This window comes from Variovorax sp. OK605, from assembly GCF_900115445.1.
GTDB lineage: Bacteria > Pseudomonadota > Gammaproteobacteria > Burkholderiales > Burkholderiaceae_C > Variovorax.
This window is the reverse complement of sequence record NZ_FOWL01000014.1, coordinates 42,354-56,160: the sequence shown is the minus strand read 5'-3', so window position 1 is coordinate 56,160 and position 13,807 is coordinate 42,354. Positions and strand designations below refer to the sequence as shown.

11 protein-coding genes are annotated in these 13,807 nt (G+C 71.6%); 3 read left to right on the top strand and 8 right to left on the bottom strand.

The features are described from left to right. Window positions 1-48 precede the first annotated feature (48 nt). From BM013_RS29665 to BM013_RS29650, 4 genes are all read right to left on the bottom strand, one after another. The gene (locus tag BM013_RS29665; RefSeq protein ID WP_093131781.1) at window positions 49-441 is read right to left on the bottom strand and encodes a cupin domain-containing protein; all 393 of its coding nucleotides are present in this window, start codon (window positions 439-441) and stop codon (window positions 49-51) included. Between the two features lie 203 nt (window positions 442-644). Beyond that, the gene (locus BM013_RS29660) at window positions 645-2,762 is read right to left on the bottom strand and encodes an acetate--CoA ligase family protein (RefSeq protein WP_093131779.1); all 2,118 of its coding nucleotides are present in this window, start codon (window positions 2,760-2,762) and stop codon (window positions 645-647) included. Between the two features lie 5 nt (window positions 2,763-2,767). Next, the gene (locus tag BM013_RS29655; protein WP_093131777.1) at window positions 2,768-3,568 is read right to left on the bottom strand and encodes an enoyl-CoA hydratase/isomerase family protein; all 801 of its coding nucleotides are present in this window, start codon (window positions 3,566-3,568) and stop codon (window positions 2,768-2,770) included. A 48-nt stretch (window positions 3,569-3,616) separates the two neighbouring features. After that, complete coding sequence (locus BM013_RS29650) at window positions 3,617-4,627, bottom strand: tripartite tricarboxylate transporter substrate binding protein (protein WP_371271193.1); 1,011 nt, start codon at window positions 4,625-4,627, stop codon at window positions 3,617-3,619. 140 nt (window positions 4,628-4,767) lie between these two features. Between BM013_RS29650 and BM013_RS29645 the strand changes: the two genes are divergently transcribed. The 3 genes from BM013_RS29645 (at window position 4,768) to BM013_RS29635 (ending at window position 7,164) form a co-directional block, all read left to right on the top strand. Beyond that, the gene (locus tag BM013_RS29645) at window positions 4,768-5,604 is read left to right on the top strand and encodes an IclR family transcriptional regulator (RefSeq protein WP_093131775.1); all 837 of its coding nucleotides are present in this window, start codon (window positions 4,768-4,770) and stop codon (window positions 5,602-5,604) included. A gap of 66 nt (window positions 5,605-5,670) precedes the next feature. Further along, window positions 5,671-6,624 carry a prolyl aminopeptidase gene (gene pip, locus BM013_RS29640; protein WP_093131773.1) on the top strand — a complete coding sequence of 318 codons (954 nt, stop codon included), beginning with the start codon at window positions 5,671-5,673 and terminating at the stop codon, window positions 6,622-6,624. A gap of 117 nt (window positions 6,625-6,741) precedes the next feature. Next, entirely contained in the window at window positions 6,742-7,164 is a 423-nt protein-coding gene (locus BM013_RS29635; RefSeq protein ID WP_093131771.1) for a cupin domain-containing protein, read from the top strand. Window positions 7,165-7,169: 5 nt separating this feature from the next. Here the strand turns inward: BM013_RS29635 and BM013_RS29630 are convergent, their stop codons facing one another. The 4 genes from BM013_RS29630 to BM013_RS29615 are packed head-to-tail and all read right to left on the bottom strand — an operon-like array spanning window position 7,170 to window position 13,576. Beyond that, entirely contained in the window at window positions 7,170-10,133 is a 2,964-nt protein-coding gene (locus BM013_RS29630) for a bpX6 domain-containing protein (protein ID WP_093131769.1), read from the bottom strand. Then, window positions 10,117-12,012, bottom strand: a complete 1,896-nt coding sequence (locus BM013_RS41410) for a hypothetical protein (RefSeq protein ID WP_177225614.1) — start codon at window positions 12,010-12,012, stop codon at window positions 10,117-10,119. Before BM013_RS41410 ends, BM013_RS29630 begins: the two co-directional genes overlap by 17 nt. After that, the gene (locus BM013_RS41405) at window positions 12,009-12,455 is read right to left on the bottom strand and encodes a bpX5 domain-containing protein (protein ID WP_093131765.1); all 447 of its coding nucleotides are present in this window, start codon (window positions 12,453-12,455) and stop codon (window positions 12,009-12,011) included. Before BM013_RS41405 ends, BM013_RS41410 begins: the two co-directional genes overlap by 4 nt. Continuing rightward, complete coding sequence (locus BM013_RS29615; RefSeq protein WP_093131763.1) at window positions 12,452-13,576, bottom strand: AAA family ATPase; 1,125 nt, start codon at window positions 13,574-13,576, stop codon at window positions 12,452-12,454. Before BM013_RS29615 ends, BM013_RS41405 begins: the two co-directional genes overlap by 4 nt. Window positions 13,577-13,807: the final 231 nt, after the last annotated feature.

Sequence of the window (13,807 nt, the reverse complement as noted above, 5' to 3'; positions counted from 1 at the left end):
TGCTGCTGGCGACTCTAGCCGCCGGCAGCGCAACCCGGGCGCAGCCGCTCACTTCGTCAGCACGACGAGCTGCTTGCCTTTTTCGACGATGTAGGTCGCGAGCTCCGACGCCTTGCCGCCGCCCACGTTCTTCGCCGAGTGTGGCGTTCCCGCCGGAATGAACAGCGCCTCGCCCGACTTGAGCGTGACCGGCGGCTTGCCCGCGAACTGGTACTCGAGCGTGCCTTCGAGCACGTAGGCGATTTCTTCGCCGGGGTGCGTGTGCTGGCCGAAGCCGGCGCCCGGGCCGAAGTCGACGCGCACCTGGAGGGCTTCGCGCCCGGGCGCGCCGATGTCGTGCCGTGCCACCTCGGTGCGGCCGATGTCCGGTTGCTGCGCCTGGGCCAGGCCGCCCGCGGCGACCATCAGGGCCATTGCGAAGAGTCGGGTCGTCGTTTTCATTCAAGCATCCTTTTGGGTTTCAACATGCGGGTGGGCCGGATGCGCGCAGTCGGCCCGTCCGGTGCCAGCCATTGAAGTCGCCGCACGTATCCACGGTGTGTCGAACCGGCGCCGTCTTGTACGTGCGTGTGTCGGGCCCGATGCCTGATACGCGAACGTACAAAGTGGCGCGAGATCTCACCGTTGATGCCTGAATGCTTCGGTCAGCTCAACACCGCGACCCCGTCCGCCGCGCGCACGCCCTGCCCCTTCTGCAGCACGAACAGCGGGTTGATCTCCGCCGTTTCCAGCCGCGCGCCGAGCTGCCCGGCCATGCGCGCAAAACCGACCATCGCGTCGACCAGCGCATCGACATCGGCCGCGGGCCGGCCGCGGTAGCCGTCGAGCAGGGGCCAGGTCTTGAGTTCGCGCAGCATGCCAGCGGCTTCGCCGCGCGACAGCGCGCCGCCCGGCGGCACCATGCGCAGCACGGTGTCGCCGACGAGTTCGGCCGTCACGCCGCCCATGCCCACCAGCAGCGCGGTGCCGAGCGCGTCGCGGTGCAGGCCCAGGATCATCTCGGTGCCGCCCGCGACCATCTCCTGCACCAGGTAGCCCTCGGGCGCGTGGCCGGTGGCGGCCGCCACGTCGTCGTGCATGCGCGCCACGCGCTGCGCCACCTGCACCGCGGGCACGGCCACGGCCACGCCGCCAACCTCGGTCTTGTGCGTGACGGTGCGCGAAAGAATCTTCAGCACCACCTTCTCGCCCAGCGTGCGCGCGGCCTGCGCGGCCTCCTGCGCATCGGCCACCTTCAGCTCGCGCACGCCCCGCACGCCGAAGCGCGCGAACAGCGACTTGGCCTCGGCCTCGTCGAGCGAGCCCGCGGGCAGGTCGTCGATCCGCACGAGCGGCCCCGCATCGGCGGTCGCGTGTTGCACGGCCGCGCTCCGTGCGAGCAGCCCCTGCAACGCCACGGTGCAGCTCTCGGGCGCGCTGAAGGCCGGCACGCCGCGCCGGTTGAGCAGCGAAGCCACGGCCGGCGCATGCGGGCTCACATAGGCCAGCACCGGCTTGGCCGTGCCCGGCAGGCAGTCGCGAATGGCATCGGCCACCAGGTCGGGCATGGCCAGCGCGGACGAGCCGACGATGACCACCACCGCGTCGTAGCCCGGGCTGTCGAGCAGCGCCGTGAGCGCGCGGCGCAGCAGCTGGGGCTGCAGGCCGGCCAGCGTCACGTCGATCGGGTTGCGGTCGAGCACCGAGGGCCCGTCGGCCTGCAGCGCGCGCAGCGTCTCGGCCGTGGCCGCGTCGGGCGGCGGCGCTTCGAAACCGGCCACGCCGAGGCTGTCGGCCACCAGCGTGCCGGCGCCGCCGGTCGAGGTGAGGATCGCGACACGGCGGCCTTCCAGCCGGCGGCCGGTGGCCAGCGCGGCCGGCAGGTCGAGCAGGTCGGAGAAGTCGCGCGCGCGGATCGCACCCACTTCGCGGAACAGCGCGTCGTACATGCGGTCGGCGCCGGCCAGCGCGCCGGTGTGCGAGGCCGCGGCCTGCGCACCCGACTCGGAGCGCCCGATCTTGAACACCACCAGCGGCTTGCCCGCGCGCGCGGCCTTGGCCGCGGCAGCGCGGAACCTGGCGACATCGCGCACGCCTTCCATGTAGAGCGCAATCACGCGCGTGGCCTCGTCGTCGGCCAGGTGATCGATGAAATCGGCCAGGTCGAGGTCGGCCTCGTTGCTGGTCGAGATCAACTTGGAAAACCCGATGCCGCGCGCCGCGCCGCGCGACAGCAGCGAGCCCAGGATGCCGCCGCTTTGCGACACCACCGCAATGCCGCCCGGCACGAGGTCGTCGGCCTCCAGCGCACCGCTGGCCGACAGCGTGATGCGGTCGGTGAGGTTCACCAGCCCGATGGTGTTGGGTCCGAGCAGGCGCATCGCGCCCGCGGCCTCCAGCAGCGCGCGCTGGCGCTGCTGGCCCTCGGCACCGGCCTCGGCGTAGCCGCTCGCCAGCACGATCGCCGCCGCCGTGCCGCGCGCGGCCAGCTCGCGCACCGCGCCCAGCGCGCGCTCGGCGCCCAGCAGCACGATGGCGACGTCGGGCGCCTCGGGCAGTGCGCCGATGCCGGGGTAGCAGCGCAGGCCGCCGATGGTGTCGGCCTTGGGGTTCACCGGGTAGATCGCGCCGGTGAAGCCGTGCTTCTGCAGGTAGGCCACGGGCCGGCCCGAGGTCTTGGCCATGTCGGCCGAGGCCCCGATCACGGCCACGCTGCGCGGACAGATCAGGCGGGAGATCGGGCGGGTGGCGCCGACCGCGTTGTCTTCGCTCGGGTTGCGCATGGCCGTCACTCCTTCGCCGCCGACTTCGACAGGAACGCCTCGACCGCCGCGCGGTGCTCGTTCGAGGTGTAGCAGATGGCCTGCGCCTGGCTGCCCATGCTGAAGACCTGCTCGGCCTGCAGCTCGAAGCTCTGGTTGAGGATGCCCTTGGCCAGCGCGATCGAGGTGCGCGAGCCCGCGCCCAGTTCGCGCGCCCATGCGACGGCGTCGCTCACCAGCGCGTCGGGCGTGCTCAGGCGGTCGGCCACGCCGAGTGCGATGGCCTCGTCCGCGCGCACGGTGCGGCCGGTGAAGATCAGCGCCTTGGCCTTGGCCAGGCCCACGCGGCGCGGCAGGAAGTACATGCCGCCGCCGTCGGGAATGAGCCCGCGCAGCACGTAGTTCCACGCGAAGCTGGCATGCGGCTGCGACGCAACGACGAAGTCGCAGGCCATCGCCAGGTCGGTGCCCAGGCCGGTCGACGCGCCGTTCACCGCCGCGATGGTCGGCTTGGGCAGGTCGCGCAGCGCCGTCAGCGCGTGGTGGGTGCGCTGCTGGCGCGCCCAGCCGTTGTAGGCCACGTCGCCCGCTGGCGCCTGCATGCGCTGCTGCATCGCGCGGATGTCGCCGCCCGCGCAGAAGGCCTTGCCCGCGCCGGTGAGCACCAGCGCGCGCACGCTGTCGTCGCGGTTCACGCGCTCCAGCGCGGCCATGAGCTCGCCGCGCATGTCGTCGTTGATGGCGTTGCGCACGTCGGGCCGGTCGAGGGTGAGGACGGCAACGCCGTCCTCGGTGCGCAGCTGGACGTAGGGGGTGGGGTTCGTCATGTCGGGAGTCCGGTGGAACAAGCAAGGGGAACAAGCAAGCGGAAGGGGTCAGTCGAGCGTGATGTGCGCCTCGCGCACCAGCTGGCCCCAGCGCACCTCTTCGGCGGCGACGTAGCGCGCCAGTTCTTCGGGCGGCGAGGCGATCACCACGATCCCTTCGTCGGCAATGCGCTTGCGGAAGGTCTCGGAGGCCGCGGACTTGCGGATCGCGGCGTTGAGCCGCGCCACCACGTCGGCGGGCGTGCCGGCCGGCGCGTACAGGCCGTACCAGCTCTCGGCCACGTAGCCGGGCACGCCGCTCTCGGCCACCGTGGGCACCGACGGCATCGCCGGCGAGCGCTGCGGCGAGGTCACGGCCAGCGCGCGCAGCTTGCCGCTCGCCACGTAGGGCGCCACGCTCGCGGCGGTGGTGAACATCAGGTCGATCTGGCCGCCGAGCAGGTCGGTGAGCGCGGGCGCCGAGCCGCGGTACGGCACGTGCGTCAGGTCGACCTTGGCCAGCCGCTTGAAGAGCTCGCCCGCCAGGTGCGCGGAGGTGCCGTTGCCGAACGAGCCGTAGCTGAGCTTGCCCGGGTTGGCCCTGGCGAACGCGAGCACGTCGGCCACCGACTTGAAGTCGCGGTCGCTGCGCACCACCAGCACGTTGGGCGAGCGGCCCACCAGGCTCAACGGCGCGAAGGCCTTGGCCTGGTCGTAGGGCAGCTTGGGCTGCAGGCTGGGGTTCACCGCATGCGCGAAGGTCGCCATCAGCAGCGTGTAGCCGTCGGGCGCGCTCTTGGCGACGTAGTCGCTGCCGATGATGGTGCCGGCGCCGGGCTTGTTCTCGACGATCACCGACTGGTGCAGCTCGGCGCCGATGCCCGCGCCGAGCACGCGTGCGATCACGTCGGTGCCGCCGCCGGCCGCGAACGGCACCACGAGGCGAATGGGCTGCTTCTTGGGGAACTCCTGCGCCATCGAGGCGCCCGCTGCCAGCGTGAGCGCCGCGCCGGCGAACGCCGCGGCGACGTTCATGAGGGCCCGCCGCGCACGCCCGTGGAATCGAATGGGGAACTTCATTGACTTGTCTCCTGTGGGGCGCGAAAGGAAGTCATCGCGCCATGGGAAAAGCATAGGTTTTCAGGGCCCGGCATACACTCCCCAAATTCCAACCAATGGAATCAAACAAAGGCCCTTCCAGCGGCCGCACGGAGACAGCCATGGCCCGGATGACGCCCTCGCTCGACGAGAAACCCGGCCTCTCGCCGGCCAACCGCTCGCTGGAACGCGGCGTGGAAATACTGCGCGCCTTTCGCCCCGGCTCCGAACTGCTGGGCAATGCCGAGCTGGCGGACCGCACCGGCCTTTCGCGCTCGACCGTGAGCCGGCTCACGCAGACGCTGGTGGGCGCCGGCATGCTGCAGGTGGACGCCGGGCAGCGCGCCTACCGGCTGGCGCCCGCGGTGCTGAGCCTGGCGCATGCGATGCGTTCGGGCTCCACCGTGCTGGCGCTGGCCGCGCCGAAGATGCGCGCGCTGGCCGAGGCCCGCCGCATCAACGTCGGGCTGGCCGCGCCCGACCGCGACGAGATGGTCTACCTGGAATCGATCCGCTACAACCGCCGCGTGTCACTGCGCAACGTGGTGTCGGGGCAGCGCGTGCCGATGGAACTCACCTCGCTCGGCCGCGCCTGGCTGGCGACCGCGGGCGAGGCGTGGCGCAAGGCGCTGTACGCGCTTTTCAAGCAGCGCCGCCGCGCGCAATGGCCCGCGCTGCGCGACGAGATCGAACTGGCCATGGCCAGCGTGGCCGAGCGGGGCTTCTGCGCGGCCTCGTGGCAGCCGGAGGTGGTGGCGCTCGCGGCGCCCATCCGCGCGCCAGGGGACGCCGCGCCCACCCGCTCGCCGGGCGGCGCCGCGCCCGGCGCGTCAGGCTACGTGCTCAACCTCAGCGTTTCGAGCACCGAGTCGCTCGACAGCGTGGTGCGTGAGCTGTCGCCCGCCCTGCTCGCGCTCGCGGCCGACGTGGAGCGCGCACTGGCACGCGGGCCGGCCTGAGCCGCGCATCGCTTACCGTACGGCACGCACCGACGATATGCAGATCTACCGACGAAGGACCCGCCAATGACCGAACTGCGCCAGCTGTATCCCCCCATCGAACCCTACGAAACCGGCATGCTCGACGTGGGCGACGGCCACCGCATCCGCTACGAACGCGTGGGCACGCCCGGTGCCAGGCCAGCGGTGTTTTTGCACGGCGGGCCGGGCGGCGGCATCTCGCCCGAGCACCGCCGGCTGTTCGATCCCGCGCGCTACGACCTGATGCTGTTCGACCAGCGCGGCTGCGGGCAGTCGCTGCCGCACGCCGGGCTGGAGGCCAACACCACCTGGCACCTGGTGGCCGACATCGAGCGGCTTCGTGAACTGGCGGGCGTCGATCGCTGGCTGGTGTTCGGCGGCTCGTGGGGCTCCACGCTGGCCCTGGCCTATGCGCAGAAGCACCTCGAGCGCGTGAGCGAGCTGGTGCTGCGCGGCATCTACACCGTGACGCGGGCCGAGTTGCGCTGGTACTACCAGTTCGGCGTGTCGGAGATGTTCCCCGACAAGTGGGAGAAGTTCCAGGCGCCCATTCCCGAGGCCGAGCGCGGCGACATGATCGCGGCCTACCGCAAGCGCCTGACCGGCGACGACCCGGTGGCGCGCATCGAGGCGGCGCGCGCCTGGAGCGTGTGGGAGGGCGAGACCATCACGCTGCTGCCGAGCCAGGCACTGGCCGACACGCATGCCGACGATCACTTCGCGCTGGCCTTCGCGCGGCTGGAGAACCACTACTTCGTGCACGACGCCTGGCTCGAAGAGGGCCAGCTGCTGCGCGACGCGCACCGGCTGCACGGCATTCCGGGCGTGATCGTGCACGGCCGCTACGACATGCCCTGCCCCGCGCGCCATGCCTGGGCGCTGCACCGGGCCTGGCCCGCGGCCGAGTTCCACCTGGTCGAAGGCGCGGGGCACGCCTACTCGGAGCCCGGCATCCTCGACCGGCTGGTGCGCGCGACCGACGGCTTCGCGGGGCGCTGAGCCGCAGGGCGCACGGAAAGTGCGCGAGGGGCGCACGAGGGGTGCACGAGGGGCGCGTGCGGCGGGAACGCTTTATGCGTGCCGCACCGCACCACCACCCCTGCGAAGGAGCGCCCCATGCTGGACCGTACGGCCACCCAGTTCTCCCATGTGAAACCCGGCGACACGGAATTCGTCTCGGGCGGGTTGCGCGACTTCTTCCTCTATCGCGACCTGGGCATTGCCGAGGCGACCAACGGCAAGGTCATCGCGCATCTGGTCAAGGCCAACATGGCACCGGAAACGGGCACCGGCTGGCACCGCCACGAGGCGGACTTCCAGATCGTGATCATGGTCAAGGGCTGGGCCCGCTTCATGTACGAGGACAAGGAGACGCTGGTGGAGGCCGGCGACGTGGTGCACCAGCGCCCCGGCATCCGGCACTTCCTGTTCGACTACTCGCCCGACATGGAGTACCTGGAGATCGTCTCGCCGGCGGACTTCAAGAGCATCGATGTCGAGCCGGTGTGCGAGATTCCGCCGGCCACGCCCTGGAAGTAGCGCCTTCAGCGCACGGCAAAGCCCGCTGTCACGCTGCGCTCGACGTCGAGGTGCAGCACGCGGCCTTCGCCGTCGTGCAGCAGCCAGCCGTTGCGCACGGGACGCGCCACCGGCGGCGCATCGCCGGGCCAGTCGACCGAAGCGGCAAGGCCGCCGCCGCGCAGCGACAGCCACCGCACGCGCCAGCCCACGGCCGCGGCTTGCGCGACGACGAGCCATTCCTGGTCGGCCCACAGCTGGAACGCGCCGCCATCGCGCGATGACAGCCAGGCATCGCCTTCCACGCCATGCACGACCTTCCACGTCATGTGCACGCCGCGCTCTTCCGGCGCCGCGCAGATCAGGCGGAACGGGCCGTGCTGCGGATGCAGCAGGTGCGTCGACCGCGGGATCGCGCTGACGTCGATCTGTTCACGGCTCAGCAAGCGCCTTTGCGGGCACTGGTAGCGCCAGAGGCACGGGCCCAGCACGTCGTCATGCACCACGAACTGTTCCAGGTGCTGCGTGGCCGCGAACTCCTGCACCTCTCCCGGCAGGTCGTTCACCTGCCAGAGCACGTCCTGCAGCGAGCGCCCCGTATCGATCACCTGGACGCGGCGCCCGCGCGCCACCGTCCACGCGATGCCGTCGAAGGCGGTGGCGAAATGATCGAACGCGCCCAGGCCCAGGTCGCTGACCTGCCGCTGCACGAGGTCGATGCGGCTCACGCGCCAGAGACCGTCGCGCTGCGCCAGTGCCAGCGCCACCTGCCCGCTGTGCGCCACCACCAGCCGGTAGGCCGGCACGGCGAAGCGGGCCAGCACGCGGCCGGCGCTGTTGGTCATGAGCGCGCCGGCCTCGCCGATGGCGACGAGGTAGCGGTCTTCGTCGAGCAGTGCGGCATCGAGCACTGCGTGGGCGCCCGCCTCCGGTGCTTCGAACGCCAGTGCCGCGGACTGCTTCGCGAGCGGCCTGGCCTCGACGGCCGGCAACTCGGAGCCTGGAAGATCGGCCTGCAGCAACGTATCCACGCTCGACCGCAGCAAGGCCTGCAATGCCTTCTTTTCAAGCCGGCCCACGCCTCGGGCCTGATCGGCCAGCAGCGCGGGCAGCAACACCGCGACCAGCCCGCGCGACGCATCGGTATGGCCCGTCACCGCATTCAACGCGAACGCCAGCGCCGCTCGTTCGCCGTGCAGCGATGCGTCGTCGCGCAGCGCCTGCAGCCGCGCCATGCAAGCCTGCAGCGTGTCGGGCAGCAACAGCGCGCGCTGCACCAGCGCACGGGCCGCCAGTTGTCCGCCTGAAGTCTCCGCGGCCAGCAACCATGCGGTGGCCTGCTCGCGCAACGAGGCGGCCGGCCACACGGCGTCCACGGCCTTCAACCACTCGCCTTGCTGCGCCAGCGCCTGGCCCCACTCCTCGCGCAGGCGGTTCGCGGCGTCGGGCCAGCGCTCCTGCAGCTGCAGCACGGCGCTGGCAAAGGCGTTGTCGCGACGCGCCACGGCCAGCGCGCGGCGCCAGTCGCCGGCCAGGCACAGCAGGCGCACGATGGTGGCGGGCGGCCAGTCCCAGGACAGCGCAAGCTCGGCGGCCTGCGCATGGCGCTGGTGTTTCTCGAGGTAGTCGAGCGCTTCCTGGCGCGCCTGCAGCAGCTCGGCCAGCACGAACACGGCCTCGTCGATGCGGCCTTCGCGGTCGAGCTTCTCGAAGGTCTTGCGGTAGAGCTGGCGCAGGTGCGCCTCGAAGTCGTTGCCCAGGTTGATGCTCGGCCCCTGCGCCAGCGAACCGCTCAGTGACAGGTCGCCGCGCGGCCCCGGCGTGCCGAAGGCCTGCCCGAGCGACTGCACGTCGCCGCCCAGCGGAATCGCGTGGCGCAGCGCCTGCTCGAGATCGCCGTCCTCGAACATCTTGAGCATGCGGTTCACATAGGCCGCCTGCTGGCGGCCCAGCAGCCTCGACAGGCGCGAGGTGATGGCAAGGCGCGCCACCCAGTCGCGCCAGCGCGAGCGGCCCGGCTGCGCGGTGCCGCGTTGCTTCAGCGGCGTTGCGGCCGGGCGCGCGGGTGCGGGCCTGGTCGCCGACGTGCCACTGCCAGGGCGGCGGGACGCCCTGCCCACATTCCCCGAGTTGAAGCGCCGCATTCCCCAGGCGATCAGGACCACGAGCGCGAAGACGATCAGCGAAAGCCACAACGCGGACGCGTCGACATGCGACGCCGAGGCGGACCGGGTCGGCCACGCCGCACCCGCCACACCCGACGGGCCCGGCGCACCCAGGTGCTCGAACAGCATCCTGGCAAACAGCACGAACGCGCCGACACCCAGGACCCACCGCACGGTCGACGAAACGCCTGTGTTGCCGCGGCTGTCGCGCGCGCCCGAAGGCGTGCCGGGCCGCGTCTGCTGCTTCAGGGCGCCCTCGCGCTTCGCCCGCTCGCGCAAGGTCTCGAGGAACGCGGCCTGCTCGGCGCTGGCGGGTGGCACGGCGTCACCGAGCACCTCGCGCAGCGTGCGCCCGTCGGTATCGAGCACCACGGGCTCAGGCAGCGTCTCGCGGCAATCGAAGGTGTCGAACAGCGGCGGGCCCGGGGCCAGCCACTGCGAAGGATCGAGCGGCGTGGCTTGCGCCAGGCGCAGGGCCAGCACTTCGCCGCCATTCACGAGCCAGATGTCGGCCGGCGGCAGCGCGGCGCGTTCGCCGCGGTCGAGTTCGGCGGAGCAAAGCGACTGTCCTTCACGCCGCAGGGGCCAGCCGGTGGCATGGTCGCAGTCGAGCGCCATCGGGTCCGCGAAGCGAAGCAGATCGCCCTCGGCAAACCGCAACGCCTGCGCGCCCGTGCGCCATGCATCGACGATGCGGCGGGCACGCGCGGCCTCGTCGAACCAGTCCGACGGAAACCAGAGCGCGGCCACCTGCTGCCGGCCCTTCAGCAAGGGGTGGCGAACCTGCGCGGCCGGCATCGCGGAGACCTCAGGCGGCGTCGGCATCGCTTGCTCCTTCGCCATGCAGCACCGCGCGCAAGGCCCGCTCGGGCACCGCGTAGACGATGATTTTCTTGTGCACGGTCAGCATGACCGCCAGGCCCGTGGAGGGGCTCACGTTGACCTTCTCGATGCGCTCGGGCGCCTTGTAGACGGTTTCGGTGCCGTCCTTCGAATGCAGGTCCAGCCCGTCGAGCGAAGGCGAGAGGCTCAGCAAGGCATGGCGAGAGTGCTTGAAGTCGTCGATGAGTGCCAGCGCACGCGAGGCGCGCACATCGAAGACGCGCCACTTCTGCGGAAACGCGCCATGCCGTCCACCGGCGGATGCCGGGTCGGGCTCGTGGATTCGCCAGGTCTCGGCGGACCGCGCCGGTTCGGCCGTGGTGCGCACGGCGACACCGCCCACACCGCTCTTCCATTGCCAGCCGCTGGCAAAGAGCACCGCGGTTTCGTCAGGGCGCGCGCACAGCACCGTCTCGGACCCCTGCCCACCCGCGGCCCCCAGGCGCCGCAGCACCAGCTGGTTGCCGTGCACGGCGGCGTAGACCAGGTGCGACTCCGACCATTGCGACATGCCGAGCACCTCGGCGTCGACCAGCGTCGGCGCGCCTTCTTCGGGCTTCGGCGCGACGCCGGGTTGCAGGTTCCACGCCACGAGCCGGCGGTCGCGGTCGAGCATGCAGACGCGCTGGCTGTTTCCATCGCGCAGCCATGCGGAAGGCAGCCACACCGCCAGCCCGGGCGGCGCACGAAATTCCGTGGGCTCGGGTGCGGCGAAGCTGCCGAGCCCGGGCATCTGCCAGAAATGCATCGAGCGCTGGCCGCCGGCATGCATCGAGTGTGCGTTGCTCAACAGCGCGCCGGTGCGCTTGCCCAGGAACATGACCGACAGCGGCACCAGCGACTGACCCCAATGCTGGTACTTGGGCCTGGCGGCCTTGCGCTGCCCCTCGACCGGCACGGGAAACACCAGCAAACCCGCCTCGTCGAGCAACTGCACCGCCACGTGCTGGCCGGAGTGCGAAATGACAGGTGGCCGCTGCAGCGAGATGCGCCCGCGGTGCTGCCGGTGCACCGCCTGCGGCACACGCTCCATGAACTCGCCGCGCAACAGCAGCGCGCCGGCCTTCGCCGAAGGCAGCGGCAGTTGCGCGCGACGCAGCCCGCCACGCTCGCCCAGCGACACCTCGAGCACGTCGCCCAGCACCGCGCGCTGCAGGCATACGCGGTGGCTGGTCCAGCGCTCGCCGGCGGGCTGCTCCGCCGGCGCCGCACCGATCAGCCACGTTTCGCCCGGCGCACTCTCGAGACTGGACAGCACCTCCTGCCACCCGCTCACGTGCATGGGGCTCGCCACTTCGAAGTCCCGCGCCTTGAGCAGCGAACGCAGGTTCTTCGCCTCGTTTCCACCGTCCAGCCCGCCCGGCAGCTGCAGCACACCCCACTGGAACACGCCGCCGATCTGCGCGGCGCGGCGGGCCAGCAGGATCCACAGCGCGATCTGCCCGAGCCGGGGCGCGCCGAACTGCAGCGGGCCGGCGTCGAAGATCGCGACGATGCTTTTCTCGGCCTCGCGCGCCCGCGGGCGCGGCGCCAGGAACAGGTGCTCGCTGGCCGCGGCGCGGCGCAGGAACTCGTCGGGCAGCTCGTCGGCCAGCAGCCATTCGGTGGCAAGCAGGCGTTCGTAGGGGCCGCGGCGGCGCAGGTCGTCGAGCCCGTCGGGCTCGGGCACGCCGCCACGCGTGTGGCCGCGGAAGCGGCCCAACAGCGGCTGCATGCGCTGCACCAGCGCGCCGAGTTCGGCCGCCATGTCGGGCGCGAACCACGCAAGCCAGGAGCCCCATGGCTGCAGCGCGTCGGGGAGTTCGGTGGTGTTCGTCGTCATGCGCGGGCGGCGGTCCACTGCGTGCCGATGCGTGCGAGCAGCGCGGCCGACAGCGGCAGCAACCGGTCGAGCGGCAGCACGAATTCCGGGCGCGGCCACAGCAGCAGCGGCTGCCGGTTCGGGTGCTCGCGCTGCAGGCTGCGCGCGACCAGGTCCAGCGGCAGGTCGGGTGCCTCGACGGTGGGCAGCCACAGGCCGTGCGCCTCCGCGGCCGGCCCCGCATAGGCCACGCCGTCGACCCAGGGCAAGGCATCGGCCTCGCCCGTCACCACGAGCAGGTCGGGGCCGGCGGTTGCGCTCAGGCCCGCATGCTGCTCAGGGGCCAGTTGCAGCAAGCGCGCGTGCAATGCATGCGCCGCCGCGCCCCAGGCCACGGCCGCCTGCGCGGGCAGCGGCTCGGCGCGGGGCCGCCAGCGCCATTCGAGCGGAACCGCGACGCTCATGCGGCGGCAGCCAGGCGTTCGACGAGCTGGCCGCGCAAGGCAGTCAAGTTCTCCGGCAGCAGCTCGCTGCTGAAGTTGGCGTCGATCTCGCGCAGCACGCTCTCGGCCTGCGTGCGCCCCGATGCGGGCTCCGCCGCGAGGCAGGCGCGCGCGGTCTCTGCCAGCCGCACCGCGCGCGACAGCGGCTGCAGCGTGGCCTCTTCCACCGCGCTCAGCAGATGCGGATGCGTGGCGTTGGCAAAGGCGTCGCGCAGCACGTCGCGCGCGCTCTGCTGCGCCTCCTGCGTGGGCAGCACGTAGAGCAGGGGCCACAGGTCGGCTTCGGTGGTCTCGAGGCGGCCGGCCAGCACGGCGGCGGCGGCCAGCAGGCGCTGCGACTTCACGATGCGCCGGTCCGACAGCTGCACGCCGGCCTGGCGCAGCTTGCGGATGGCGTTGGCCAGCGCGGGCTGCACGCCGCCCAGGTCGACCTGCTTCAGCTGGCGGCACAGCACGTCGAGATCGGCCAGCGCGCCGCCCGGGGTAACGGCCGTGTGGTCCGACTGCCAACCGCCGCTGAGCATCGCTTCGAGCTGGTGATCGGGCACGGGCTCGATGAACACATGCAGCAGGAAACGGTCGCCGAAGGCGGCCAGGCCTTCGTCGTCGGGCAACGCATTCGCCGCGCCCACGCACACGCGCAGCGGGCAGTTCAGCTGCGTGTGGCCGCGGCGAAAGCGGCGCTCGTTGAGCACGCCCAGCAGCGTGTTCAGGATGGCGGTGGAGCCGAGGAACACCTCGTCGAGAAAGGCCACGTCGGCCTCGGGCAGCATGCCGCTCACGTCGGTCTCGACGGTGCCGGCGCGCAGCTTGTTCAGGTCGACCGGGCCGAACAGTTCCGAAGGCTCGGTGAAGCGCCCCAGCAGGTATTCGAAGTAGCGCCCGCCCAGGCTCTGCGCCACGCGCCGCACCACCGCGCTCTTGGCGGTGCCGGGCGGGCCGACCACCAGCAGGTGCTCCTGCGCCACCGCCGACAGCACGATGAGTTCGGCCAGCTGCTCGCGGCCGACAAGGCCTGTGGTGGCGGCACGGATCGCCTGGCGCACGTGTTCTGCGGAGGTCTGGAGCGAAGAGAGAGTCATCGGAATGCGCGCAGGGCCGGGTGTTGACAGGGCCGCCAGTGTGCCAAAGTGCGGTTACATCAACAGACAATTGGACGGCGCACGGCGATTTCGCGTCGCTGCATGCGCAGTTTTTCGCAGTCGCATGCGCCCGCGAACCTGCCTGCCACCTGACTTTTCACGTAAAGACACGCGCGTGTCTCGCCGGCCAAACACCCCTCGGCAAATTTTCCAAATAAGAGTCATTCGCGG